20 protein-coding genes and 1 pseudogene are annotated in these 26,771 nt (G+C 36.2%); 7 read left to right on the forward strand and 14 right to left on the reverse strand.

Translation table 11 applies throughout. The features are described 5' to 3' along the window. Positions 1–347: ABC transporter ATP-binding protein (locus tag AC220I_RS05130; protein WP_486722748.1), on the reverse strand; the 347-nt coding region annotated here is incomplete at its 3' end. Between the two features lie 345 nt (positions 348–692). Here AC220I_RS05130 and AC220I_RS05135 point away from each other — a divergent pair. Further along, positions 693–1,943, forward strand: a complete 1,251-nt coding sequence (locus AC220I_RS05135; protein ID WP_486722749.1) for a DNA polymerase Y family protein — start codon at positions 693–695, stop codon at positions 1,941–1,943. A gap of 141 nt (positions 1,944–2,084) precedes the next feature. Here the strand turns inward: AC220I_RS05135 and AC220I_RS05140 are convergent, their stop codons facing one another. From AC220I_RS05140 to AC220I_RS05155, 4 genes are all read right to left on the reverse strand, one after another. Beyond that, positions 2,085–2,348 carry a hypothetical protein gene (locus AC220I_RS05140; RefSeq protein ID WP_486722750.1) on the reverse strand — a complete coding sequence of 88 codons (264 nt, stop codon included), beginning with the start codon at positions 2,346–2,348 and terminating at the stop codon, positions 2,085–2,087. A 96-nt stretch (positions 2,349–2,444) separates the two neighbouring features. Continuing rightward, entirely contained in the window at positions 2,445–2,768 is a 324-nt protein-coding gene (locus tag AC220I_RS05145) for a hypothetical protein (RefSeq protein WP_486722751.1), read from the reverse strand. A gap of 33 nt (positions 2,769–2,801) precedes the next feature. Continuing rightward, the gene (locus tag AC220I_RS05150) at positions 2,802–5,375 is read right to left on the reverse strand and encodes an ATP-binding protein (protein ID WP_486722752.1); all 2,574 of its coding nucleotides are present in this window, start codon (positions 5,373–5,375) and stop codon (positions 2,802–2,804) included. Then, positions 5,372–6,604, reverse strand: coding sequence for a metallophosphoesterase family protein (locus tag AC220I_RS05155; protein ID WP_486722753.1), 1,233 nt, complete (start codon positions 6,602–6,604; stop codon positions 5,372–5,374). Before AC220I_RS05155 ends, AC220I_RS05150 begins: the two co-directional genes overlap by 4 nt. A gap of 212 nt (positions 6,605–6,816) precedes the next feature. Here AC220I_RS05155 and AC220I_RS05160 point away from each other — a divergent pair, with 212 nt between their 5' ends. Further along, a complete protein-coding gene (locus AC220I_RS05160) occupies positions 6,817–8,412 on the forward strand; it encodes a hypothetical protein (protein ID WP_486722754.1) in 1,596 nt (531 codons plus the stop codon). 127 nt (positions 8,413–8,539) lie between these two features. Next, on the forward strand, positions 8,540–9,268 hold the full coding sequence (locus tag AC220I_RS05165; protein WP_486722755.1) for a tRNA lysidine(34) synthetase: 729 nt from the start codon (positions 8,540–8,542) through the stop codon (positions 9,266–9,268). Positions 9,269–9,738: 470 nt separating this feature from the next. On the opposite strand, the gene AC220I_RS05170 is transcribed toward AC220I_RS05165, so the two are convergent. The 3 genes from AC220I_RS05170 to AC220I_RS05180 are packed head-to-tail and all read right to left on the reverse strand — an operon-like array spanning position 9,739 to position 16,986. Further along, complete coding sequence (locus tag AC220I_RS05170) at positions 9,739–10,809, reverse strand: flavodoxin family protein (RefSeq protein WP_486722756.1); 1,071 nt, start codon at positions 10,807–10,809, stop codon at positions 9,739–9,741. Next, positions 10,788–12,071 (reverse strand): lactate/malate family dehydrogenase, encoded by a 1,284-nt coding sequence (locus AC220I_RS05175; RefSeq protein WP_486722757.1) that lies wholly within the window; start codon positions 12,069–12,071, stop codon positions 10,788–10,790. The genes AC220I_RS05170 and AC220I_RS05175 overlap by 22 nt, the downstream gene beginning before the upstream one ends. A gap of 22 nt (positions 12,072–12,093) precedes the next feature. Further along, positions 12,094–16,986: a cytidyltransferase gene (locus AC220I_RS05180; RefSeq protein WP_486722758.1), complete on the reverse strand. Its 4,893-nt coding sequence runs from the start codon at positions 16,984–16,986 to the stop codon at positions 12,094–12,096. A 135-nt stretch (positions 16,987–17,121) separates the two neighbouring features. Between AC220I_RS05180 and AC220I_RS05185 the strand changes: the two genes are divergently transcribed. Both AC220I_RS05185 and AC220I_RS05190 read left to right on the forward strand, forming a co-directional pair. Further along, on the forward strand, positions 17,122–17,724 hold the full coding sequence (locus tag AC220I_RS05185; RefSeq protein ID WP_486722759.1) for a hypothetical protein: 603 nt from the start codon (positions 17,122–17,124) through the stop codon (positions 17,722–17,724). Positions 17,725–17,777: 53 nt separating this feature from the next. Next, positions 17,778–18,050: a hypothetical protein gene (locus tag AC220I_RS05190; protein ID WP_486722760.1), complete on the forward strand. Its 273-nt coding sequence runs from the start codon at positions 17,778–17,780 to the stop codon at positions 18,048–18,050. 80 nt (positions 18,051–18,130) lie between these two features. On the opposite strand, the gene AC220I_RS05195 is transcribed toward AC220I_RS05190, so the two are convergent. From AC220I_RS05195 to AC220I_RS05215, 5 genes are all read right to left on the reverse strand, one after another. After that, the gene (locus tag AC220I_RS05195) at positions 18,131–18,562 is read right to left on the reverse strand and encodes an Hsp20/alpha crystallin family protein (RefSeq protein WP_486722761.1); all 432 of its coding nucleotides are present in this window, start codon (positions 18,560–18,562) and stop codon (positions 18,131–18,133) included. Between the two features lie 452 nt (positions 18,563–19,014). Further along, positions 19,015–20,253 (reverse strand): efflux RND transporter periplasmic adaptor subunit, encoded by a 1,239-nt coding sequence (locus AC220I_RS05200; protein WP_486722762.1) that lies wholly within the window; start codon positions 20,251–20,253, stop codon positions 19,015–19,017. Between the two features lie 14 nt (positions 20,254–20,267). Continuing rightward, on the reverse strand, positions 20,268–22,625 hold the full coding sequence (locus AC220I_RS05205) for an ABC transporter permease (protein ID WP_486722763.1): 2,358 nt from the start codon (positions 22,623–22,625) through the stop codon (positions 20,268–20,270). Continuing rightward, entirely contained in the window at positions 22,625–23,329 is a 705-nt protein-coding gene (locus tag AC220I_RS05210; protein WP_486722764.1) for an ABC transporter ATP-binding protein, read from the reverse strand. Before AC220I_RS05210 ends, AC220I_RS05205 begins: the two co-directional genes overlap by 1 nt. A gap of 14 nt (positions 23,330–23,343) precedes the next feature. Further along, positions 23,344–24,174 (reverse strand): YihY/virulence factor BrkB family protein, encoded by an 831-nt coding sequence (locus tag AC220I_RS05215; RefSeq protein ID WP_486722765.1) that lies wholly within the window; start codon positions 24,172–24,174, stop codon positions 23,344–23,346. 260 nt (positions 24,175–24,434) lie between these two features. Between AC220I_RS05215 and hflK the strand changes: the two genes are divergently transcribed. After that, positions 24,435–25,370: an FtsH protease activity modulator HflK gene (gene hflK / locus AC220I_RS05220; protein ID WP_486722766.1), complete on the forward strand. Its 936-nt coding sequence runs from the start codon at positions 24,435–24,437 to the stop codon at positions 25,368–25,370. Between the two features lies 1 nt (position 25,371). Beyond that, on the forward strand, positions 25,372–26,412 hold the full coding sequence (gene hflC, locus AC220I_RS05225) for a protease modulator HflC (RefSeq protein ID WP_486722767.1): 1,041 nt from the start codon (positions 25,372–25,374) through the stop codon (positions 26,410–26,412). Between the two features lie 83 nt (positions 26,413–26,495). Here the strand turns inward: hflC and AC220I_RS05230 are convergent. Next, a pseudogene (locus tag AC220I_RS05230) lies at positions 26,496–26,771 on the reverse strand (peptide ABC transporter ATP-binding protein); the annotation flags it as partial.

Genomic DNA, 26,771 nt, shown 5'->3' on the forward strand with positions numbered 1-26,771 from the left:
CCTCTAAAAATAAGTGGCATTGACACATTTTCAAGCGCTGTCAAGGCCCCCAACAGGTTGTAGGATTGAAAGATAAAGCCAATGTGTTTTTGTCTAAATCCTGCCAATTGTTTTTCATTCAGTTTCTCTATGGCTACTTTCTTGATTTCAATTGAACCCTTGGTTGGCTTCTCCAGCCCTGCCATCATATTCAGAAGTGTCGATTTTCCTGATCCTGATGTTCCTAAAATGCAGCAAATTTCGCCCTTGTGAATTGATAAATTTATCTTATTCAGTGCCACGACTTTTTCCGAACCAATTCTGTAGACCTTTTTCAAATCCTTAACTTCAATGATCAGTTCTCTCATGAACACCTTCCTTTCTTTAATTTTTCTCAAATATTTTTCTTACTCTCAGTGTATCTTAAGTATAAGCAGGTTTCAATCTTTTGAATCCCATTTTGCACCCATGCTAGCATATCTTTTTGTTATGTCTTTCCTGTGAACGTTTGAATGCTTTCACGCCATTTTTCATTAAAATTGCATTAGAACATTAAGGTTCTATATAATTCATTTAAAGCAAAATCACCTATTGAATATAGAACGTATGTTCTGTATAATAAAGATATCTCTTTCCTATATTCCAATTAACCGTTTTATTGATCTTTATATTGATTTTTTTATTAACCGTTTTTAACGAGGAGTTGTATTTAAATGAGAACTATTTTTCACATTGATGTTAATTCGGCCTATCTCTCTTGGGAGGCGGTCTATAGACTTCAACATGGTGCTCAAGTTGATCTTAGGGAAATTCCCGCCGTTGTTGCAGGGAATCCCAAGGCAAGACGCGGCATTATCCTTGCAAAGTCAATTCCTGCTAAAAAATATAACATCCAAACTGGAGAATCGCTACATGCTGCCCTACAGAAGTGCCCCACTTTGGAAATGGTACCGCCAACATATGGCCTCTATATGAAATCCAGTCAGGCCCTCGTTGATCTCTTAAAGATCTATTCACCAAATGTTCAACGATTTTCCATAGATGAATGCTTCATGGAATATACCCATGTAGAGGCCCTTTATGAAAGTCCATATCATCTTGCACTGGAAATCAAGAATCGAATTCGCGATGAACTCGGCTTTACCGTAAATATTGGCATTTCCACAAATAAGCTACTTGCAAAAATCGCCTCTGACTTTTCAAAGCCGGATCAAATTCATACTCTTTATCCCCATGAGCTCGAATCAAAACTTTGGCCACTGCCAGTGGAGGATTTGTTTATGATCGGTCGTTCAACAGCCCCCAAACTCCATACCATGGGAATTTATACAATTGGCGAACTTGCAAATTCAGACGTAGAACTGCTCAAGCATCGTTTTAAAAGTCACGGCCTATTGATCCACCAATACGCAAATGGGATTGAAGACTCCATACTTAGAGATAGTCATTACCCAAAACTCAAAGGCATCGGCAACTCTACCACCATTCCCTTCGATGTCACAGATCGAAAAACAGCTTTTTTATATCTACTTTCATTAACAGAAATGGTCGCTATGAGGCTTAGAGACGCCTCTTTCTTATGCGGCCTTGTATCCGTTAGTATTAAGACGGATTCTTTTAAAGTAAGTTCCCATCAAAAAAAACTTTTTTACTATACAGACCTTACCAACGACATTTATCGCGAGGCCTGCCAATTATTTGATGCCCTATGGGATGGTTGTGCCATAAGACACATTGGCGTTCGCGTGACTGAATTTATACCCAATGTATCCCGCCAGTATTCATTTTGGGAACATAAGAATCACGATGCTCTAAGGGTACTTGACGCCACAATAGACTCATTGAGGGTACGTTTTGGCCCTGAAATCATTGGAAGGGCATCCTTTGCGAATTCATCCATGAAAAGTGTTGCTGGTGGTGTTCCAGATCATGAAGATTACCCCATGATGGCTAGCATGCTCTAGGACGATCAAGCGGCATTCTTTTCCTCTAATTTTTCTTGAAATTTTGATAAAAAAATGACTAGAACATATCTTAATCGACTTGTTCTAGTCATTTTTGCATATGGGCTATTTAGCAACAAACCCTAATATTATTTTCACGCCCTACATCTTAAACAACATCCACTTGCAAGTATCCACTTCATATTTCACTTCAAAGAGGCGTTCTTCTTCCCCAAATTGACTTTGACATCTGAAAAGATACATTATATTTCCTGCAAATTTTTCCTTATCAACAGAAACAACTTGATCTATTACAACCACTTTATATTGTTCGTCTTCATCCAATACTCTAAACTTTATCGGCTTAATAGAGCCGTCTGCCTTAAACCACGCAATCATCTCAATGGGCCTTGCCAAAATTTTCATAATACCTCACACCCCCATTATATGTTCCTATTATAACAGAACATACGTTCGATGTAAAGTTCCTTTATGGTATCTTTTAAAATGTATCGTCTTACCTTAAAGCCATTGAAGCCATTGTGATGCATTAAAATAAAGGGTTAAAATCAAGGCTAAAATACCACAAACTGCACCTAAAAAATAAAATTGGTCTTTCAGTTTATCCTTACGATAGCGCTCAAGTTCATATTCCCAGGCAAATTTTTGCGGAGATGCCATCTCAAACTCTTTGTCATAGGGATATGGCCTTTCATCCCTAAAAGCGGATGATGGCACACTGGTTTCCTTGGTTTTGCCAGTCTCTTTCTTGTTGTTTTGTGCCTCTTTCAAGATCTCTCTTTTTCTCTTCTCAAGTTCAAGTTGTTCCATTAAAGCCTTGTTCATAGATTTATCCTCAATTCACGTTTTTAAAATTGTCTAATCCAACATAATGATATTTGCACTTTCAAAATGATTTAGCTGTTGCTTATGACAAGTTAGCATGATCACTTGACGTTCCCTAGCGATTTCTTCCACAATTCGCCTTGTGGCATCCATTCTCTTGTAATCCCAGCTTGTAAAAACCTCATCTAGGACAAGCGGCAACCTCTCATCACCACTATTTAAACTATCAATCACCGCTAATCTAAAGGCTAAAAAGAGTTGGTGAATTGTCCCCTTGCTAAAGGCCTTTGAAATCGGGAAAATTTCACCATTGATTAAAAACTGGAGTTCAAATTGTCCATCCTGTTCACTGATGAGGACCTCTTGATACTTACCATTTGTCATCCGTCGCATATATTCACTGACTCTTTGTAAGATATCTGGCTGATTTTCTCTTCTAAACTTCTCATCTGCATACTTAACAACCTCTTTGAGCACCATTAATCGATTTCGCTTTTCAACAAGGCTTTCAATCTCATCTTTAAGCAGCAAGAGCTGACTCTCTAATTCATCCATCTGTGTCTCTTCTTTGAGAATTGAGATATCCTTTTCAAGGTTATTCTTTTGAATTGACATCATCTGAGACTCTTGACCTAATTCAGCGATGATTTTACTTAACTCTTCAAGATACATGGGGCTAATCAAAGTTTTTGATTCAAATTGTTCATAAAGGGCAACCTCTTCCTTTGAGAAGGTCAATTCTTCTTCAAAAACCTTAATGCGCTTTAAAAGTTCATTGTTTTCATGATAATTTTTAAACCCCTGCTCAATATCTCCCAAACCTAGGTTAAGAAAATTCATTTCAATTTCAGATAGGCGTGATTCTTTTGATCGTTTTTTGGTTTCAATCGCTTGAAGGCGTTTATTGAGTTCTGATATCTCTCGACTTAATGCTTCCTGCTTTTTTGATTCCTCTTTGAGTTTTTCCAGTTTTAAACTGATCATGTGAACAGAAAGTTTGATATTATTTGAATGTGCTAAAGAGACAAAAGACAATGCATCCTTCAACTCCAACTCAATTTGTTCGATTTCATCTTTTACATTTCTGATATGGTTTTCAAGTTGAGTGCGTTCGAACAAGAGGCCAAGAAGCTGTTCAAGCTTAGAAACAAATGCCAATGAAGTATCCTGCCAAATATACTCGGGCAAGACCATAGGATCAAACAAGGAAATCAAATTTGTTTTTATAGGCTCAAATTCATGTATGGTGCCATTCACTTTACCACCAGCTATAAACCGACTCAAAGCAAAGCCTAAAATTGTCGTGCCCAAAAGTCCCATTACAACTTGGTTTGGGAAGGCTAAAAAACCACCTAGTAAAACAGCCCCTAATCCTAAAAGCAAATAGTCTCCAATCTTCTTTTTGTTATTCACTTGGAGGCTTGGCCGTTTTGAAATTTCCATATATTTATATAATTCTGTTTTGATCTCTAGAGGATTTAATTCTAAAAGCTTAGTTTCGTATTCTGCTTGATATGGAAGATCAAAGATCATTTGGAACTGATAATGAATAAGATCACTCTTCTTGCTTAATTCTGTCATCAAAATCTGAAGTTGACTCTCAAGCTGGTCGAATCTTGTTAAATGACTTTTTGCATATTCAATGCGGTCAGCATTCGCTAATATGGATACTTCCTCATCTTGAAGATCCGAATGCTCATTTTCAAGAATTTTACGCTCGTTTTCAAGCGCTAAAATCTCGTCGTCAAGCTCAAGCACATCCTTTTTTATCATTGTGCATAAGTTATAGGCATTTTCCTCTATGACCTCATGCCATTCAAAATTAATTAATTGTTTTTTTAAAAATGCAATTTTTTCAATTTTTTCTTTAATGGGTAAAAGGTTCTGGATTTCCTTATATTCAAGATCTGCTTCTCGTTTTTGAAGGGCAATTCGAACAAGTTTATCCTCCAACTGCTCAACTTCAATATTTAACTTTGATATTTGATCAAATCGCGCCTCGAGCTCAATCCGTTTCTTAAGCAAAGTTCGCATTTCGGATTGCTTTTGATTAATTAAGGGGTTTCCCCGTCGATCTCTTCGCCAAATCCCGTTAATCTCACGTTCTAGCTCTGCCACAATATCACTTGACTTTCGGAGATAGTCCATGCCATAATTGAAAATCAAATTTTCTTGAATGGTTTCCCATGTTTGGTCTTCAATATTAGAGAGATGGTCGGATGTGATGTGAAAAACGGAGGTATAGAGGGCCTCACTCACATTCGAGGTCACACTCAAAGCATCGTTTCGACTTGTTTCAACGCTATTTTTAGTCAAATTCGTAAGTGTGGTCTTTGGCGAGCTCATGAGTTTACGATTAATCAAATAAGCATGACCTTCCATTTCAAAAGAAACTGAGAAATCCAGTTCATTCGATGTCCAATTGACATAGGGATGTCGCTCCTTAGATTGTGGTGAAATACCATATAAAAACGTCAGAATACTGCTAAAAACTGTAGATTTACCAGCTTCATTTTCACCATAAATCAAGTTTGTTCCTTGACTTAGAGTAATCTCCTTATTCTCCAGTTTGCCATATGCTTTATAATTAATTTTATTTATAATCATAATTTTCCTCTTACAAAACAATCAATTAAATCTTCATCAATTTCACTAAAAAGTCTTTTAATTTCCTTGATCTTTTCAGCTTCAGAAAATGTTGCTTTAAAAATCGGAAGTGCCATAAGTCTTTCCATTAAATCCGTATGCTCTTCTGGGTTTTCCAGTAAATTTAATGCTTCTGAAAGGACTGTTTTCTCGCTCAACAAAAATTGCTTGTCCACAAGAACACTCACAGACAGTAGTTTTAGGTCCATTCCAAGAAGACCAATTCGTCTTTTGACAACCGCACTCAAATAAGTCAGATTTTCGGCATCCTTCAGTGCATGTGCTAAAGGCGTTCGACCTTCAAGATTGACCCTCAAAATTAGGCGATTAGAGCTTCTATTAATATCCGAAATTTGGTCTGATACAAACGAAACCAATTCCGTTTCAAGCTCAGAAAGTGTGGTAATTGCCTCCGTAAGTTCAAAATCAAATGCTTCCCACTGAATTTCATTAAATATTTTTGGCGTCACTTCAATAGAGTCCTTAGAAAGGGCAATTAAAAGACCACCCTTATCCCCAATTTCTTTATAATTCAGCCCTTGTAAATTGCCTGAATAAGCCACACGTTCTGATAAAAATTGCTGTATATGAATATGCCCAAGCGCAAAATAATCATATCTCAAGGCTTCAATATCCTCTAAGGAAGTGGCCATATACTCTTCCTTAACACCAACGGAAAAGGCAGACGGTACACTGGCATGACCGATGCCAAGCCATATATGATCATTATTCTTTCGCGGAAATTGATGAATCAAATTGCGTTTCTCATTTTTTGATTTATGTCCACAACCCACAACGTCTAATATTTCACCAGAACGCATTGTAAGTTGTAAATGCTTTATTTCATCACTATCAAAGTAATGAAAATAAGGTTCCTCTGAAATTTTCTTCATAAAGGATGACGTATTCATTGGGTCATGATTTCCCGTTGTATAAAACAAATGCTTTTCAGCACGAAATAATTGGTCAAATGAATTTAAAATCACTTGTTCAAGCTTAAATGGAATCTTATCATTGTCTAAAAAATCACCAGCGATTACAAGACCGTCTAAGTCCTCTTCAATCACATAATTGACTGCCCTTTCAAAAGACTTAACAAGGCCCTCCTTCAATTGTTCTCTAACAACATTTTCCTTGCTGGCAAATCCTGTATTTAAATGCAAATCCGAAATATGAAGTAATCGAATCATGTTAAACCTCTCATTTTTTATCTATACTACGATTATAGTTCAATTCCAGTGAACACGCTATAAAATTTAAGATATCAAAGAATATTTAGTGCTTTTTTATCATTTTTATACTACATCTTGAGTATTTCCTATATTTTTATTGAAATCTTGTTGTTGTATAGCCACATTATATTATATAATAAACTAAAGTTTACAATATTGGGGGCAAACCTATGAATCTATCGAATTTTAGAGTAGAAAAATTGATTCAAGAAGATTCATTCCAGCGATTTTCCACAGGCTATCTCAACAATGAGTCTGCTGAAATAAATCTTATTTCCATTAAAAATCCTGCGAGTATATTAACCACCACGCGACTCTTAATTGCAGATCACTTATATAACGTACTAAAGGTCTTTGAAGATCAAAATGAACTTCATATCGTTTTAAAGCAACCTGATGGTCTACCACTTGAAACATATCTCAAGCAGCCGGTCGAGTCATATGATCAAAGAATCTATTTGGGATTGAGCTTGCTAAAGGCACTAAACAAATACGATACGTTTTCAAACGCCATAAAGTACCAACTGCTTGATGATAATCAACTTTTAATTCATGACGATGTCATCTGTTTTAGAGAATTAATTGACTACACAACCATTACACATCATAGTTTCAAGGATGTCATCTTTAAAATAGCCCGTTTACTAGAACGCATCATCAAGCCTCAAACTGAAATTCATCAACAATTTGTAGACAATCTACTCATTGGCAATCATCACTACTACACATTATCCGATCTTTTACAGGACTATAAAAATATTTTCATTTACGAAAAACCAGAAAGTCTTGCTAAAATAACACATGATTATCACATCATACTCACACAGAATGATCAAGGCAGTTCTCTTTCAAAACATTCTGAAGCGATTGTGAACCCCATAAATGAGTCATCACCGTCTCAACCGGTGTCAGACACTGACTTGTACGAGAATATTATCGATGACCACGATGCCGCATCTAAGCGCCTTGATGATGAGGTCGATTTAAGCTCCGCCCCAGATGAAGCTCTAGATACTGGTTTACAGTTAGGAGCTGAGTCAGATGTAAGTAATTTATCAGATAACCTTTTCGATGAAAATGATACACTAACCCCTTTTGATGTTCTTTCAAGCAAAGAAGATCCATTTGCTGAAAGCGAACTACTCCGGAGTGAACTTTCTAAGTTGCTCTTTACCGAAGAGGTTACCATAACCACCGACACAAGAAAAATACCTACCGTTGATGATATGGATGCCACCTTTGCCGAAGTGAGACGTGCACATAAAAACAATACTATTCCAGATGTCACAAAATCAACACCCAAGTACCCAGATTGGGATGATGACCATCTTGTAACTGAAAGTGATACACTGCTTGAAGATATTTTCACAGAAGATGATTTGAAGCCCTTCAACTGGCACAAGGTAGTCTTTCCGTTAGTTACAACCCTTGCACTCTTATTAATTGTCTTTTTTGCATCCAAATTCTTCTGGACTGATCATACGGATTTAAAGGCCAGCTATAAAATTACATTCCTTGAAGACAATCGCGTTGCATTTGTCAACACAAGCCCTGACCTCAAGAACGTGGATCTTTGCGAGTGGACTGTCTATTACGACGATCAACTTATTGAGACCTATGAATCTGAAAATTTCTATCCTGTATTTGATACAGAAGGCAAGTATGCCATTGTTTTGCGCATTATGGATAAAGAAGGAAACTGGAGCAAGGCATTTAAAAAGGACTATGTCTACACTTCAGAGTCATCCGACGCTGTGAACAATTAGATTTAATTATTTTAAAGGCTTGATCATACTTGTGTTTTCACATCTCTGATCAAGTTTTTATTTTGCCCTTCAGCAATCCTTTTTAAAACATTAAAAATAACCTAAAAATATATGAGAGGTATGACAAATGAAGCGTTTATCTGCTACTATGAGAAAAACAATAGAGACCTATGGCCTAATTACAGACGGCGACCGCGTTGCCCTTGGCCTCTCTGGCGGCAAAGACAGCATGGCCCTCCTATTCCTTTTAAAAAAATATCAGCAATTTAGTCCCTTTAAGTTCCATCTGGAGGCACTCACAGTCGATATGGGATTTAATAACTTTGACTTGGAGGCAGCCACAAACTTTTGCAAATCAATTGATGTACCCTATACCATCATTAAAACAGATATTGCCAAGGTTGTCTTTGAAATTCGTGACGAAAAAAATCCATGTGCACTCTGTGCTAAAATGCGTCGCGGTGCGCTTGCACAAACCATGAACGAGAAAAATTTAAACCTATTAGCGCTTGGACACCATGCTGATGATGCCCTATCAACACTCTTTCTAAACATGCTTTACACCGGAAAAATGAACACATTAGAATATAAATCTCATCTATCTCGAGCTGACATCCATGTGATTAGGCCTTTTTTAGACGCTTCTGAGTCACAAGTAATTGGTACTATCCGTAAATCCAACATCCCTGTTTTGAAAAGTCCTTGCCCTATGGACAAGCATACCAAGCGTGAAGATGTGGCTAACATGCTTAAATCCATCTACAAGGAAATCCCCAACAGCCGTAAGAACCTCTTAACAGCAATGCGTAATGAAGAACAATGCAATTTGTTTATCAATAAAACCATCAAAAAATAAAAGCACTTCTCCATTTTCATCCTCTAGAGAAGTGCTTTTAAATAGATTCTTCAATTGTCATTTCTGGTGGTCTCACCCTTTCTTGTTCTTAATATTGGGTTTCCAATTGTTGTTTTCATATTGATATATGATCAATAGAGCAATTCACTACTACGAGTTAACTACTTTCTTGGGCTTTAATGGTCCTCCCTTCCTCTTCTAAGCCATCCATTCATACTTTAAAATCTTTGTGATTTCATACATTGGCTTGATTTCCGTTAGGTTAACGTAACTTACGTTATCCACTAAAACCATATCTTTTAAAACTACAAAAGATACATTGAGTTAATACTTCCCGTTATTTTCCTGGCGGTCTCACCCTTTCCTATCAAAACGTTCGGTTGACTCATTAACAACAATTTCTTTTAACTAACTAAACTAGTTTTGTTAGTCTTATTATACCACATTGTACAAAAAAGAAAACATGTTTTTTAATTTTTTTTAATATTTTCTTCAATCAGCGCCACCAGCGTGTTTACATAACTTGATATTTTTTCTTCAATCCTATGGGCTTTTTCGATCTCTCCGGGGTTATTCGCAAGTGCCATAATAGAGAAGTCAGATGGCAGCCTAAAGCCCTTGTTAATATTCAAGGCCCCGATTAACTGTCTTGCCACCGAATCGCTTCCAGAATTGCCAGAGACAATCACGCTGAGTAGATATTTGTCTTGAAAACCCATGTTCCTGTAAAGCGCTGTCAAGCGATTAATAACCGCCATAAGCTTGGCTGATATCGAATCGTTGTAATTGGGACATATCCAAACAACAAAATCAGCCTTTTCAAGTTTAGGATAGAGGTCCTCCACCACAAAACCACCATAAAAACAGCTTTTCTCACGTGCATAGTACATACAGGTCTCGAAGCTACATCCGTAGCAATCAGATATTTTCCCCTCCTCAACATGAAGCGTATCAATACTTAATCGAGGCTGAGCAAACTGCGTGTTGTAGTTTTCAAGTTTCATTGCGATTCTATCCCAGAGCATTAAAGTGTTTGAAATTTCTTTATAGCCCGCATGAAGGACCAAAACGTTGAGTTCGTCCTTATTAAGAGGCTCGTAAGCGTGTAATCTCTTGATTAAATGATCCATCTGTTCAAAACAAATTCTCTCAAGTGGCTTTTGATCAATAATTTGCCATGTTTTAAAGTTTTGATACCCCTCTATGATTTCAACGAGAGGGTGCCCTATAAAGGCTCCTCCCATCTTGTTGATTAAATAAACACATTTTTTGGCGAAGCTCTTCGTAAAGTCTTCACTATGTGATTTGACAATCAAGGCAAAGACTTTTTTAGAAAAAAGTGTCTGATGACCTTCTAAATGCTTTTTCATTTCAGTTCTGACCAAAAGATCAAAGGCTTCGTTTTCTCCGATTTCATCCAATTCAATAATCAACAAGTGCTTGTAATCATCCTTTGAATCCGTTTGGCTAACCAACCCTTCACAAAAGCTAACAATGGGTTTCATTCGTTTTGAAAAGTTTAAGATTTTAATGCCTGCCATAGAGACTCCAACCTTTCATAAGAATTCGTAATGCGTATTTTTAATTTTTCATCAAGTAAATTCTGCTCATATTCAATACCCGCAATAGTCTGTCTGTTTAAGGCACCAAAGAAAGTTGTTCCCATGCAAGTTGCACTGTAGTGCCAATTACCGGAAATTGCGTCCAATATTGATTTTGCGCCTGAAGAGATTGCAGGTGCAATGTAGGGCTTAAAGCCTTCCTCTCTTACATCTAAATTCGCATGAATGACTTTTTCTGTAAGCTCAAGAGAGGCTTGATGGTTATATTTTGTGATATGGTCTACACAAATTAGGTCTTTTCCATGAGGACCAAAAACGCGTCCATTTGATGCATATTCAAGGCCTAATTTTTTAGCATAATAAAAACTTCTACCATGCATAACGCCAAGGCCAAAGCCTCTAATGCGTTCAGCTGAGATGCCAAGACCATCGAAGTCACCCTTGTCATTTCTATTTGATGCTTCAAAAACACTGCGACACAATAAATCAACAGGATCGGAAACGACACAGAAAAGACCCTTGAAACCATATTCTCTCGCCATCTTCGCATAAATTTCTATAATTTTTGAATTTTCTTCAAATTGAATCATACGGACATCCGCAACTGCCTCACCAACTTTGGGTACATATTTTGAGGCGCAAAAAACGAATACATCACAGTGAAACAGATCATCCATAGTCAACGTTTCAACCTTGAGCTCCTGATTGACAATTATTTGATTCAGCTCCATCTCATAACGACGTCTTTGATGTTCATTGATATCAAAAACACCAAGTGTATGAATTGCATCACCACCAAGGAGTTTCAATCCAATGGCAAGTGTGCTGCCCACATCGCCCAGTCCAAGAAGATGTATTCTCTTCTTACCACTGTTTAGAGCAGTTACCTCTGAAATAAAACTTTTAAAGCTTATGATCACTTGATCCTGATTTTCAGTTTCAAGTTGCTCTAACCAGGCATTGATATTGAGCCCGCTAAGGAGCTCACGATCTGATAAAATCTCAAGTTCCTCAGGAATTTGATTCTTTTGAGGGTTCATAAGCCAGTCTATTGACTCATATGCTTCAAGAGTACTAAAAGAAGGCGTTATTTTAAAAAATTGCTTTCCTCTATAATTGGGCTTATTAAAAATCAAAAATGTTCTTTTGAAATGATTCAAGCTCTCTATTTTAAAAGGTTCCAGTTTAACGATAATCTCATTCGAAACAAGCTGCTGTTCCTCAATTTTATAATAAAACATCCTTCACCTCTACTATTGTATTTTACAAGTAAAACGATTTTAACTTTCTAAGCTGCTCTAAGTCATCCCATAGATATTCAGATGGTCTAATGTTATTAGAATAAAATATATTCTTCCCTTTATCTGGATACCTTGGTGTGTTCAGTACTTCACCCAATCGATCAATTGTCAAAAGCCTGTCATTTTGACTTTCATAAGCGAGTTCAACGGCACTCATAATGTCAATGGCATTTAAGAGTGCTACTTCAGACAGATTATATACGGCTGTCTTTGAAGCCCCTACGATATAATTAGCTGACGAATAAGGCAATATAAGATTGACAGAGTTTATCAAGTTACTCTCTGGAATATTGCCTCTCCAAATTGCATCACCGTCAATAAAGGGATAGAGCTTACTCTCGTAAAACCAAACTTTAATTTTAGGAATGAAATAAGCCGCATCAACGTTTATATTCATCCTTTCAGCAATCTCCTTACCACTACCCGACATAATGCCCACAATGAATTTTTGGATATTAACGTCTTCATTTCTAAAATGGGGCTGTAGGGCTTTAATTCGATACCCCTTATTGAGTAAGTCGTCCACTAAAATCACAGGTCTATTAAAGGATTTAATCATTTTAATTTGGTTGGCTATATCCAAATAGAAGGGATATTCCATAATGCGGTGTTCTGTTAAATCCGTCGAAAAGTACTTTTCTGCATGAAGTGTTTTCGTAACCGTGTTTGGCAGTATCCAACGCTTGAAAATGGCACCAAAAGGCACACACATCGCTTCTCCCACTTGTTTTGGCACAAGTGGCGTGGTTGGCATATTGTTTTCATCACATACTTTTTTGATCAAGGTCTCGTAAATCATCGCACGATCGAAGTTAAGAACCAGATTTCCAGGATAAAGCTCTGTTAAAGCCTTTTGGAGTCTCAATCTTGTTCGATTCATAACTTGTACAACCTCAGGCATGTGCTTATAAGGGTCTTTGAACATAGAATGAATATCCAAATTGACTGTACACGGTGACGACATGTTGACAGCATAAACCATCTCATTCGTTTTGGCTGAGGAAATATTTACAAAGCCTTGATTGGTCAATATCTCAATAACTTCCTTGCTGATTTGATGTCTAATGGACTCCTTGTAAACACAGTAGGTATAATCCCTTGAAAGCGCATTTGCAAGTGTCTCTGTCATCATTATCTGTTCAAGATTTTTAATTTCACAATTCTTTTTCTTGACGATGCTGTCAATGACAATTATTCTCCCCACAGACTCGTCTCTGATATATTTTATGATGGAAGGGTCAGTAAACTCATTGTGAATACTTGTCGCCCTTAACCAGTGAAATAGTGAATAGGCCACAATCTCATTGTTTTTTTCAAGGCTACGTAAAATAAGCATCCTAAAATTAAGCATTCCAGAAATATCCTTAAGCTTTTGATAAGCCTCTGGAAATTCAATGCCCGATATACTAGCAAGAGCTTCAATCAAGGTCAAGTTTGGTTCTTCAATCAGTTCGAGCACCAAAGACTTTGTCGTCATGACACTCTTATACATTGGCTCTCTTTGATAGAGGCCCTTTTCATAAATATAATTTTGCGCAAGTGGGTCTATCAGAGAAGAAATATCGCGTTTTTCGTCTATATAGTCTCTGATTAGTGTCGAACTAATACTCTCATACTCTTTTGGCAAAAGTACTTTGATGGTGTTCGGATGAAGCTTGCTGATTTTTTCATTGAGCTTGTCATTTTCTTCTGGTGGTAGTTCAAGCCCCCCTCGCTCGTAAATCAAATGTGGTATTTCAAATATTTTACTGATCTTACCATCCCTATAAGCCGAGGCATTCATTACGACATCACTGCCTACAACCAAGTAAATTTCAGAGTCTGGGAAAAGCGAAACGAGTTTGCCGAGATCTTCATTGTTTGCAATATTTATTGAAATATCTCTTGGAAATGGATATATATCAATTTCACTCGCAACAGAACGTTTTATGATATTACGTCGAATAAGATTCGGTTGAGTCCTTTTGGACCAAGAAAACTCATCCACATAAAGCAGAACTTCAAAGCCCTTCTCCTTGATATCCATGGCAATTTGCTTGTGACTCAAGGTAAATGGATCAAAGGCTCCCGGGAAAAAGGCAATCTTTTTATTGGGTTTAAGCTTGATATCACCGTGTTCATGTTGAAACTCAGAAATGAACTGATAAATATATTTCAGACATGCTGAATTGTTGAAAAATATCAGATCTAAATCTTCATCCGTGTTCACCATAAGCGACATGATCTTCTTTATAATTAACTTATAAAGGAACTCGCGTTTTCTTAAGCTTAGGGATTGATCTTGGAAAATATCCTTTGCAATAACGCTAAAGGCCATTTGATTAACATGACTTGATGAGTGAACGAAGCCAGTAAACAAGATGCCATACATTCTCAAAACACGTCTATTATGCCCGTCCATTTCTTCTTTAAAGGCATATTTATAATCTGCATATTTGGTAATTGCCACCCCTATTGTTTTTTCAATAAGGGAAATAAGCCCTGCATTTGAAGTGCTCATTTTCTTTTCAAAGCTTTCCAATATTTCATCTAACTCTTTAGGCTTGATGTGAAGCAGGATCTTGCCAAGATATGGCGGAATATATTTTGTGAACTCATAACTTTCCATTTCAAGTGCTCTGATGAGCTCCACGGCAATATCATTTTTCTGTTCGTAGTTAAGATGTGAAATCAACTCCAAAAGCATTCTTCCAGCTGTATTACGAACAGATTCAAGGGCACTTACCTTAAGGAGATTACAAAGGTGCATCGCCATATAGAAGCAATTGTCATAATCATATAAAAGCGTATTTCTAATAAGGAGCTCAATTTGAAATCGTTTTGCAATATCAAGTGTAGCAGATTTTAAATTGCTTAAGAAAATATTGGAGGTATATTGAAGATCTTCAAGACAAATCTCTTTCAATCGTTCAATTTGAGCCTCGTCAAGCGATAGGTGCTCTCCGAGTTTTAACCTCGCATAATTTTCAGCTGGATTATCCACCGGTTGAAGTGGCGCTTTAAAGATTCGATATACACCACAGGCCTCAAGCAAGTCAGCACTCGCATATGAAATTAAAGTATAAATCAGATTAAAGGCTCTTAATCTCAACTTATAATCGTCACTTGTCAAAAGACTTGATACAAACAACAATATTGAAGATTTTTGAGTTTCATCAAATTCTTTGAATGGCAAGATACGCGCTGCCTTAATCAAATAAAACCTAATCTTTTCATCATTTTCAAAGGTCTTGAAATAATCTACAATTAATTCGATGCTCTTTACTCGACTTGCAGGCACTTTTAAGTGCTTGAAATAAGAATCAATCATGTCTCGTAAACTATAGCTGATATATTTTTTGTGTCGATCGATAATTTGATTTTCAGGGAGCAAGAACTTTTCTACATAAATATCAAAGAGTTTAACAGTATCAATTTCAGATTCTGCAATAACTGCACTTTGGGGAATTTCTTTCCTAATTTCCTCATCATATGATGCAATAATTGTACCTATAAGCTCCGCACATTGTTTACGGATATCTTCTTCAGGCAAAATTAGTTTCTCGTATAAAAAGTTGATCATGATTTGCTTTTGCTTCTGAGTTAAATAGTTGTAATACTCTTCGAGAATAGAGATGTACCCTCTTAGACTCGTCATATCCCGACTGTTTCTCACGGGCTCTAAAAGTTTGTTCAAAGAAGCTTCATCACGGAGCCTATATAAGAGATTGATATTGTGCTCAATTGATGAGTGAATGACATTATCCGTAATTTCTTCACCTTGCATCAAAGAAAAATATTTTCTCTGATTAACACAGCCTGGTTTTAAGAGCTCATCGACATCTGGATCCACTTGTACGCCAAGGTCAATAAGGAAGTGTTCAAAATCTCTTAATTTGCGATAAACTTTGCGGTATCGATTTTCTTTAGCAGAATCCACATTGTCGAGTTTGTTCAAAATCACATCAAAAGATTCTTTGAGATTAAAGTACATCATCACTGATTTGCCTTCAATGCGCTCCGCTTTTACCCTAAAATCACTATAAATAAGAATTAAGGACTCGATTGGGAGGGCTTCAAGTTCTAAATCCCAAGTCGAATGGTTGATGGCAACATTTCTGATATAGACGATATCTCTCTTCTCAAACCACTCACCAGTATAAAAATAGTGGAAGTAGGCCACACGTTTCATTTCGTCTTGCTTACAACCAAATTTACCAATATCATGTCCCGCTGCAGCACCAGAAACACGACCAAGGTCAATTGGAAATCCTGCATATTTTAGCTGTCTTGCTATGCGCATTGCCAAATGATGAACACCACAAATATGGTCAAGGGTTGTATAACCTATTACCTCTTGGTTAAGCTTCATCATTTCGTACACATACTCGTTATTAAAGTGTTTTCTAAACGCTAAAAACTCTTTAGGGTCTTCAAGCTCAAGCACTTCAGCTTCTGTCAGCAGGTCAATGGCATATTTACTCTGCCAAGTCCCATCGCTTGACCTTCTTTGATATCCACTTACGACTTTGAGCACTTTAAGATACAACTCAGAAATACGATTATAGGACGCTGTTAGTTTAAAGGGCACCGCATCGGGAAATGAAAAACTAAGCGCATAATAATAGAAGTACTCAAGCCAATTTTCAGGCGGTACACCATAGAAAGAGCGCTCAATTAAGGGCTCAATCATATCAAAGACAACTTTAGAGTGAAACTGCTCATTTTCAATGATTTCATGGACCATTTGATTAAAATGGTCTCCAAGGAGAAACTCATCAATAAGTTTTCTTTCAAAATTATATTTTTTCAAAAAAGAACGGTTTAATATTTCCTTTTCGATCTCTTCTACAAATTGTTCCATTCTGTTAAGCATCACATCACCTCACACGGACTGTATTAATTCTATTATCCCACAATCCAAAGGGCTTTACAATTGCCAGTTGACTGCAAACAGATTAAAGAAAACCGCCCAAAATGCCGATAATATCAACAGAGGAGGTGACAAGTTATGTCTCAAATATTAAAAAGCAACCAAATATATAACTCAAAAAACATAGCGCCAAACAAAATAAAATCGACTTACAAAACTTCTACTGTCACCATGCTCTTGCCTAAGGGCGAATCACACAATACACCTCACAAAAGCTCGAACAATGAAAGTGTTTTAGTGGATTACTTCTATGAGAAAATTCATAACTTAAAGGCCTCGTATCAAAGGCTCACCGATCAAGAGACAGCGAAACAATATTATAAGTCCCACAAACAAGAAGTGCTTTCCGGTGGTAAAAACCTTGTAAGAGCCATCAACCAATTGCTTGCAGACTCAAAAGATGTTGATGCCCATTACGGCACACACTTTAATTTCTTGGTAGTAGCCATTTTACACGACTATGAAGCTCAACTTAAGCATGTTGGCGTTTATTATCATAGTAATCAAGTTCACTTTGATAAAAAGCAATTTGTAGACACTTTCTGTAACGATGTTACCTCATTGGGTTTCTTATATAAATCCAATGGTTTGGTTGATCAGTTAATTAAAATCAACTATAAACTCCTATCGATCGGTAAAAACGACGAGATTGAAGGGCAAATTATAGATTATCGCGCTTAAATTTAGTATAATAAAAAAGGAAACCAAACAGGACGATAAAAAGGGGTACAATTATGGGAAAAAAAGCATCATTTGACATGTTTGAAATTAAAGAGCGACTTAACGAAGCAAAATACCAAGAAGACAAGGCAAAAGGCTTTAAGATCACTAGTGGTGAAAAGGCTGTTCATATTGTTGTTGCGATTATCGCATTTTCAATTTTTGTATCATTTGTGTTTTCATATGACATGGTGCCGGTCCAAAGATATGGCATTATTGCACTACTCTTTGCTGTACTCGTTTGGCGTATCTACAAGGTCTTAAAAATGACAACGCGTCCATATTAACGAAGGCTAAAAACAAATAGTATAGACAGAAAAATGCAGCGTTCTCATAAACGCTGCATTTTTTAATTTAACAAATGATTTTATTTAATTTCAATTCTATGTCTTTCTGCTTTATTCTCAATTTTAGGTGCTGTTATTGTAAGAATACCATTTTCTAATGAAGCTTGGATACCGTCATAGTTGACATTTCTTAAATAAACACCCCTTTGCATTTGACTCACAGTTCTTTCGCGATGAATATAGCGATCGTTTTCATCATTCTTTTCGTTCACTTGGCTTGTGCAAATGTACAATTTGGAATCATGGTATTCAATCTTGATCTGGTCCTTGGAGATTCCTGGCAACTCCGCTTCTACAGTATACGCTTCCTCATTTTCTTTGACATCAATTTTAAAGCCATCATTTTTAAGACGATTCATCATAGGAAAGCTGTCATTTAAGAAATCTTCAAAAAAATCATACACAGTGTCCATTTCTCTTCTTTGTGGTACTAATGGTTTTAAGCTCAACATAATGATCCCTCCTTAAAATATTTTTATCAGCACTCTCGTTCGTCGAGTGCTTATCTACACTTATAATATACCCCTTGTATGGGAAATAGTCAATGTGTTTCATGGTTTTTTTACAAGTATTCATATTTTTTTCACAATTTATTTATTACTGATAACCTTTGTATTTCAACATTCAACACCATTGAACTCTATTTGCCTATTTTCACCATAAACTCATTTAACGCCAAAACCGTGCTATGCTGTTATGGTTCTCACCTAATCGCTTTTGAACATCTTTGCTCAAAGAACTAATGATATAAAACAACATTTGAGCCATCATCGATGTCTCAAACTAATTTTCGCTAACGCTGTTTGAGGCCCAACATTCCTCATCACAGCTTTTGGCTCAAATTTTGTTGTATATAATAAAACTCGCATCCAATGCAAGAATGCGAGTTAAAATGAGATAAGATTTAATTAGATGACTTCGAGGTAACTTTTTTGTTAGGTGTTAAGCCGTCAATTTTATAATTTTTAATAATAACTTCACCTGGGTTAATGCCAGATTCAATTGATATCTCAGAATCTGTATCTATTCCAGTTTCGATTTTTAACTGAATGGCTTTACCATCTCTTATGGCATATACATATGAACCATCTTCAATTTTAAAAATAGAAGTCTTTGGCACTGCAAGTGCTTCATCTTTAAACTCGGATATAAACTTTGTTTTTACTTCGTATCCTGCTTTTACGACCTTGGAAAGTTCATTGGATCGAATCAACACTTTCATTCTTTGCTCAACTAATCCCAATGATGATATTTTTTCTTCTGCTGATTTTGATATAAATTGAATTTCACCTTTGAATTCATGATCAAGACCATTTTGTTTGAGGATCAATAAGACTTCATCTTTTACTTTTAAGGTTGATACATCATCGGTTAAAACATATGCTTCAACCAAGTAATTTTCAGGATCAATAATTTTTCCAATTTGAAGTTGCGGTGAAACGAATTCTCCAATTTTTACATTAAACTCTGTCAATATACCATCTGCATTTGCATAAATATTGGTATCCTTTAATTGAAGTTCAAGTGCATCATATTGTGATTGCAATGCCATTAACGTCCCACTAGATTCTGCAATACTTTTATACTGGGCATTTAAGCTGCTTAAACCACTTTGAATTTGCTGATATGTGGAATTTGCTGTTTCATATGCCTGTTTGCTTGCTTTCCAATCGTTTTCACTAAGTGATCCCTGTTCATATAATGCAGTCATTTGATCAAAAGTGTCCTTGGCAAAGTCTCTTTGTGATTTCATTTCACTTACCTGAATCGACTGGCTATGAATCTGATTCTTTAATTGCACTAGAGAGCTGCTCTTTTCTTCATCATATGCTTTAATTTGCGCTGATAGTACGGCTAACTGTTTTTCAAGCCCTTCAGAATCAAGCTTTAATATTAAATCACCCTTTATAACCGCATCTCCGTTCGCCTTGACAATTTCCATGATCTGCCCACTTGTTTTGGGTGTTATAAGCACTTCTTTTTCAGAAATTACTTTCCCATTCTCTTCTACATAATCCACTAAATTGTTGGCTTCAATCGTTATCGTTTCAACCTCTAAAGGTTTTAACCTTGAATAAATGATATTCGCCAAACTTATGACAATTACTAGCCCAATAATTATATTTCTAACCGACTTTTTCATAATAGCCTCCCCTGTTATTCTCTTTCTTTAAGGACTTCTACAATATTAAGACGTTTGATTTTTCGCTTAACATTTATTTGAGATAAAATGATAAATAATGCTGTTCCCAATATTGATAAGACGATTGCATTATCCCCTACGATTGCTGGGAATGAATAGGCATCTGTTTGATACGTCATTGCCATTGCATTCATCATTGCATAGGATACTGGAATTCCAAAGGCTATTGATAGCGTCCCTAATAACCATTGTTCAAAAGACACAATCTGTAATACCTCATCAACAGTCATCCCGAGCACTCGTAAGGATGCAAGCTCTCTTTGTCTTTCGGACAAGGAAATAACACTTGAGTTATAGACAATTGCAAATCCAACAATTATTGAAATAATTGCCATTATATAATTCATAAAGCCATAACTATCAAGTAAATCTTTAAATTTTTGAAGTGTCTGAGCCTGAACTTCTACGACGCCCACAACTGGAGACTCATCTAATTTCTTCTTGATTGATTCCTGCTTGGATTCATCAATATTTAAATACGCAGTGGTTGCCAAGTCCTTCAGACCTGTTTTTTCTTCTAGATAGGACACATTTGCATAACCATTTGATCCGATATACTGGGGAATTATCCCGACTAATTCCATTAGAATATAATCATCGGATATTGGACTTTCTATCCGTAATATGTCGCCAACTTCAACATGAAGCATGGTGGAAAGATTCTCTGACAAGTAAATACCAGGCTGACTTAAGTCAACTACATTTTTAGCCTTATCCAAAACGCGATATAACTTGGTCTCTTCTGACAGACCAATGACAACAGTCGTCTTTTCATACTGACCATTTTTAATCTGTACAGGCAACTCAATCAATGGTTCTGCGTATTCTACCCCCTCTATATTGTAAAGTTGATTAATCATTTCTTCTGCAGGCTGAACATTTAAAAAGCTGACTTTCATTTCATAAAGCTGAACCTCATTGAACTGATCAAACATCATCACATCGACTAAGTCGTTATATGACCAAGCTACGACCATAATACTAAATGCAAAGATCAATCCCAAAACGGTAAATGCACTTCTGCCTTTGCTTCTGCTGATATTCCTAACAGCCATTCTGCCTTGCATTGTTAGACTTTCCCAAATGAGTTTTATCTTTTCAATATGGCTCCGTTTAACACCCTTTGGTGCTTCAGGACTCATAGCCATAGAAGGCGTTAGTTTTAATATTTTTTTAGTGCCTTGGAAACCTGCAAATGTACTGAAAAAAAGTGAAATTAAAATACCATAGGCAACATATTTATAGGTATACTCGTTCTTTAGGGTTGGAAAGTTGAAAAAAGTCTTATACATTTCTGTAAAGGATATGGAGAGTTGCGTCCCTAATATGCCGCCTACAATACCACCCAGTAAGCCAATGGTCGTAGCATAACCCAAATAATGAAGCATAATCTGATAATTTCGGTATCCCATCGCCTTTAAAATACCAATTTGTCCCCTTTGCATCTCGGTTAAACGCTTAAGCATGATATACAGAATAAAGCTCGAAATGCTTAAAAATAAAATTGGCGTACTCTTCGATTGTCCAACCAACTGTTCAAGTTCACTGGACAACATAAAATTACTGGTTTGGTCTTTTAGTGGCACCAAGCTCACAAGACCATGACTTTTTAACTTAGATTCAAGCGTTGGCTTAATATCGTCATAATTCACACCACCACTGAACTTAAAATTCAAATAATTAATCTGGCCTGTCTTTAAGGTTAGCTTTTCTAACAAATCTTCAGAAACATAGGCGATGTCAAAGGTTTTGGGATCTGGATAAAAATCCGCCTGATTACGTGTTGCATAAACGTATTCAGGACTCAAAACAACGCCTGCCACAGTAAAGGTATATACTTTACCATTTATTATGAGGTCTAGTTTATCGTCAATTTGAAGTCCATTGGCTTCAAAAAACTTTTGGCCAATCCAAATTAGAAAATCATCCTCTGTTAATGCGTAGCCCTCACTCAAATAGACATCATTTAGTTTCTCAGGTTTATTGACATCATATGAGTTCACGCGTAAATATACGCTTTGGGTTTCGTCCTCCATCATGACTCGAACATCCTGTTTTATAACGCCATAGACAGATTCAATCCCCTCTACCTTTTCAAACTCATCCAGTTGATTTTTAGGGTAGGATTGTACCTGTGCAAAAGCATCGGCCATGTGATAATCATTATAAAAACTCTCTTTTGCATTGAGCAAATTTTCCATAACAATCGACATTGAAGAGTAAGTCATCAATCCCATGGCCATTACGACGATACAGGCAACATAAGCAAGCTTATTTTCGAGCATATCTCTAATCATCTTGCGTATGAGCATTACCAGGTCACCTCCTCAGGTTCAAGAGGTCGTTCATTAACCACAACTTTATCAATCAAGCCGTCTTTAATATAAAATACTCGGTCTCCAATCTTACCAATCCCAGCATTATGTGTTATGATGACGACTGTTTTTTTATAGGTCTTATTAAATTTTTTAAGCAATTTTAACACAGATAAGCCTGTTGAAAAATCAAGTGCCCCTGTAGGTTCATCACAAAGCAAAATGTCAGGATTTTTCGCAATCGCTCGGGCAATAGCCACACGCTGTTGCTGACCACCTGATAACTGAGATGGAAAGTGATCTGCTCGATCCAATAAATCAACTTCCTTAAGCACCATTTCAATATCCAATGGATCCTTGCTAAGCTCTACGGAAAGCTTTACATTTTCAAGCGCGGTAAGGTTTGGTATTAGGTTATAAAACTGAAAAACAAAACCGATTGCATTCCGTCTGTATTGCGTTAAAACCTTATCGCTTGCATCATGTAATGATTTCCCTCTAAAAAAGATTTCACCTTCAGAGGCTTGGTCCATGCCACCAATCATGTTGAGCATGGTACTTTTACCGCTACCACTTGGTCCAAGCACGACAACAAACTCACCATCAAATATTTCAAAGTTGACGCCCCTCAATGCACTAACAGTAATTTCACCCATTTGGTAGGTTTTGCTAAGATTTTTAGCCATAAGAACAGTTTCCATAATAGCCTCCCCAGTTATGCTTTCTCTCTTAATATTGCATTAATTTCTGCCCCGATGATGATAATAATACTCCATATATAAAGCCAAATCATAAATGCTATAACAGCAGACAATGACCCATAGAGAATTGAATAATCTGTAAGTTTGGTAATTACTTTTGAAAAAAGGAAATTTGCAAATATAGTCCCTGCTATTGCAAATAAGGCGCCTTTGTAGGTTTCTTTAAATGTCATTTTTTGACTTGGCAAGAACATATATATCGATCCAAAGACGAGTATATATATCCCTACTAAGATTAAGTTTCTAAACAAACCAATTGAGTTGATTAACCCTAAATCAATATTGACATTAATAAGATTACTGATAAACAATATGATTCTTTTGCTGATATCAGGTACAACTAACGAAAGAACAATGAGTATTGTGAACATCAGCGTGTAAAACATCCCATAGATTTTCGTAATGACAAAACTCCTTTGTTGTTCAATTTCAAGTGAAGAGTCAAGGGCCCTCTGTAGGGCATTAACAGCTCTTGAAGCTGAATATAATGTCATAAGACCTGAAATTGATAAAAGTGCATTTCCACCCATTTCAATGGAATCTTCTATAAAGTCTGTAATCATAATACTGATATCCACGGGTAAAAACTGCTTAAGAATATTTATACCATCACTATAATTGATGTTGAGTTTTGATATGATCGTAAATATGAAAATAATAAGTGGAAAAATTGAGAGCACAAAAAAATAGGCCATTTGAGCACAATAGGCTGTAATATGATGATTTTTGTACCTGAGGTTTAGTTGCTCTATATAGTATAATAATCTTTCCCTAGTAATTCTCATCTTTATTCCCCTTTTTTTAAATTGTACCTCACTAGCATACAATTATCAATTTTATGATTCCCTTTTAATCCTTTGATAATACTTTTTTAATAACCTCTATACTAATACCCCTAAGGGTTTAATGAAAAGTTAAGTTGTAATTTACCAGACCACAGGGTATCATTAGTGTAGAGGCATTATTATTTCAACTTGTGTAGAACATATATCCTACAATGTCTTATGTTGAAACTTTAGTAAGCCCATTAAGAAGGAGGAAAAACATGAAATCAGCAAAATTCATCTTTTTAATCCCAATTCTTTTAATCATTGTATTGACTTTACTTAACAGCTATTATTTACTAGACAATGCTGAAGAAGCTGTTGTTGAGCGGTTAGGAAAACTTGCAAAGGTTGAATCAGAAGCCGGATTACATTTTAAAATTCCATTTATTGATACGGTTACACGCTTTAATACTAACGAAGTCATCAGTTTGCAGTATGGTTACTTACCAGTTAGCGGTCCTACAACATCTTCAGCGGCTACATACCAAGATGTTGAAAGTGAAGCTATTGTACTTACAAAAGGCTCTTACTTAGTTAATATCGGTGCAATTATTCAATACCGAATTACTGATCCAGCTGCATATTACTATAATGTTGATGATCAAGAAGGTACCATTAGATTGGCCTTTGAAAGTGCTTTAAGACGTAATGTGCAAAATCAAGATCTTGACAATGCCCTTATTAACAAAGACAGCATTGCAAGAGAAATCTTACCTGATTTGACACGTAAGCTCAACAACTACGAGCTAGGTATCACCATCACAGAAGTTAAACTTACAGATGTTTTACTTCCTGAAGATGTTCAATTTGCATATGATGATGTAAATATCGCAAGTAATGAAAAAGAATCCAATAAAAGCCAGGCTGAAAAATACTCTAATGAGATGTTGCCAAAAGCTAGAGCAGATGCTTACCAGTTAATTCAGGAAGCTGAAGCCTATAAAGCAGAAAAAATTGCACAGGCAAAAGGTGATGTTGAAAACTTTAATCAAGTATACGAAAAGTATAAAGTCTCGCAAGAAATTACTAAAACGCGTCTCTATATCGAAACTATGGAAACAATTCTAAGCAATGTGAAAGAGAAATATATTGTTGATTTAAACAACGATAACGTTCTCAAATTCTTACCACTTGAAACGAAAGGAGGTAACTAGTATGGATATCCATCAAGGCGAACCAAAACAAGAATCAATGAATGATGATCGTAAAAAATTCGAACAGAAATTCCAACAAAATGCAAAAGATATGAAAAAGCAGATCAAAACCAACATGAGATTTGCTGGCTTTATTATCATCGTCATCTTAGGCATATTCTTACTCTCCAATTGCTTCTACATTGTTAGAGAGAATGAAGTTGCCACTGTAAGAGAGCTGGGCGAAATCAAAACCGTCATTGTTGATGCCAGCAATACTGAGGCTCAACTTCAAAATGACTTGGACCCTCGATTTAAAAATGTTAAGATTGTAACTCAAAAGGGACTTCACTTTAAAAAACCTTTCATTACAACTGTTGAAAAAAATACGAGTAAACTCTTAACTTATATCTCTAACTCAGCTAAGATCAACACCAAAGATAAAATTAAGTACGAGATTAACATGTATGCACAGTGGGAAATAACACATCCAGGTTTATTTAGAACTTCACTTGGAACTGTTAATAAAGCAAACTCAAAAATTGATGAGGTTGCATATGCTGTGGTTATCGAAAAAATCAACAGTTTATCAAGTATCCAGTTCTTAACAGACAAAGATGCACTATATGATGTTCTTGATGTCGCTGTTGCTGCTTTAAATGAAAAATTAGCAACTCAAGGGATTGTCATCAAGGATATAGAAATTTACAGAACAATTTTGCCACCTTCAAACATCGAATCAACTTACAAAAAAATGATCGCTGAACGTGAAGCCATTGCACAGCAAATCAGATCAGAGGGCCTCGAAATATACCAAAACACTGTAGCAGATACCGATCGTAATGTTGCTGAAATCAAGGCAGCTGCCATTGAAGAATCTGAAAAAGTACGTGGTGAAGCCAACGCGACAGCACTTGAAATTTACGCAAATGGCTTCAGTAAAGATCCAGCTTTCTACGAATACTGGAGAACTTTGATTTCTTATGAAAAAACAATTGATGAAGATTCTGTTATCTATCTTAACAGCGATAATGAGTACCTAAAATTCTTCAAAAACAACTAATGCTCTTCACAAAAAAGGTATGATAAGAAATCAGATGATTATATGACAGTTATAGCTTAAACCATAAAAAATGCAACACCCGCTTAAGGGTGTTGCATTTTTTCATTTCCCATGTTTGCTAAAAAATCCGAAAAGCGTTTTGAAATTTTATTTGTTTGCATTTCTAAAGGCTTTACATCATCCAAAATTATGCCTTCATCCATGAACAAGATGCGATCTGCGACCGCTTTAGCAAAAGCAATTTCGTGAGTGACAATTAGCATTGTCATCCCCTCTTCTGCAAGCTTTTGAATTACCCTTAAGACCTCACCTACTTTTTCCACATCCAGTGCGCTTGTGGGTTCGTCAAACAAAATAAC

The organism is Fusibacter sp., assembly GCF_057447755.1.

Coding starts and splice junctions, on each gene's coding strand:
- AC220I_RS05150 (WP_486722752.1), bottom strand. CDS start 5,375: ATGATTATAAATAAAATTAATTATAAAGCATATGGCAAACTGGAGAAT.
- AC220I_RS05180 (WP_486722758.1), bottom strand. CDS start 16,986: ATGCTTAACAGAATGGAACAATTTGTAGAAGAGATCGAAAAGGAAATA.
- AC220I_RS05160 (WP_486722754.1), top strand. CDS start 6,817: ATGAATCTATCGAATTTTAGAGTAGAAAAATTGATTCAAGAAGATTCA.
- AC220I_RS05145 (WP_486722751.1), bottom strand. CDS start 2,768: ATGAACAAGGCTTTAATGGAACAACTTGAACTTGAGAAGAGAAAAAGA.
- AC220I_RS05165 (WP_486722755.1), top strand. CDS start 8,540: ATGAAGCGTTTATCTGCTACTATGAGAAAAACAATAGAGACCTATGGC.
- AC220I_RS05140 (WP_486722750.1), bottom strand. CDS start 2,348: ATGAAAATTTTGGCAAGGCCCATTGAGATGATTGCGTGGTTTAAGGCA.
- AC220I_RS05170 (WP_486722756.1), bottom strand. CDS start 10,809: ATGGCAGGCATTAAAATCTTAAACTTTTCAAAACGAATGAAACCCATT.
- hflK (WP_486722766.1), top strand. CDS start 24,435: ATGAAATCAGCAAAATTCATCTTTTTAATCCCAATTCTTTTAATCATT.
- hflC (WP_486722767.1), top strand. CDS start 25,372: ATGGATATCCATCAAGGCGAACCAAAACAAGAATCAATGAATGATGAT.
- AC220I_RS05205 (WP_486722763.1), bottom strand. CDS start 22,625: ATGCTCATACGCAAGATGATTAGAGATATGCTCGAAAATAAGCTTGCT.
- AC220I_RS05215 (WP_486722765.1), bottom strand. CDS start 24,174: ATGAGAATTACTAGGGAAAGATTATTATACTATATAGAGCAACTAAAC.
- AC220I_RS05195 (WP_486722761.1), bottom strand. CDS start 18,562: ATGTTGAGCTTAAAACCATTAGTACCACAAAGAAGAGAAATGGACACT.
- AC220I_RS05200 (WP_486722762.1), bottom strand. CDS start 20,253: ATGAAAAAGTCGGTTAGAAATATAATTATTGGGCTAGTAATTGTCATA.
- AC220I_RS05190 (WP_486722760.1), top strand. CDS start 17,778: ATGGGAAAAAAAGCATCATTTGACATGTTTGAAATTAAAGAGCGACTT.
- AC220I_RS05185 (WP_486722759.1), top strand. CDS start 17,122: ATGTCTCAAATATTAAAAAGCAACCAAATATATAACTCAAAAAACATA.
- AC220I_RS05135 (WP_486722749.1), top strand. CDS start 693: ATGAGAACTATTTTTCACATTGATGTTAATTCGGCCTATCTCTCTTGG.
- AC220I_RS05175 (WP_486722757.1), bottom strand. CDS start 12,071: ATGTTTTATTATAAAATTGAGGAACAGCAGCTTGTTTCGAATGAGATT.
- AC220I_RS05155 (WP_486722753.1), bottom strand. CDS start 6,604: ATGATTCGATTACTTCATATTTCGGATTTGCATTTAAATACAGGATTT.
- AC220I_RS05210 (WP_486722764.1), bottom strand. CDS start 23,329: ATGGAAACTGTTCTTATGGCTAAAAATCTTAGCAAAACCTACCAAATG.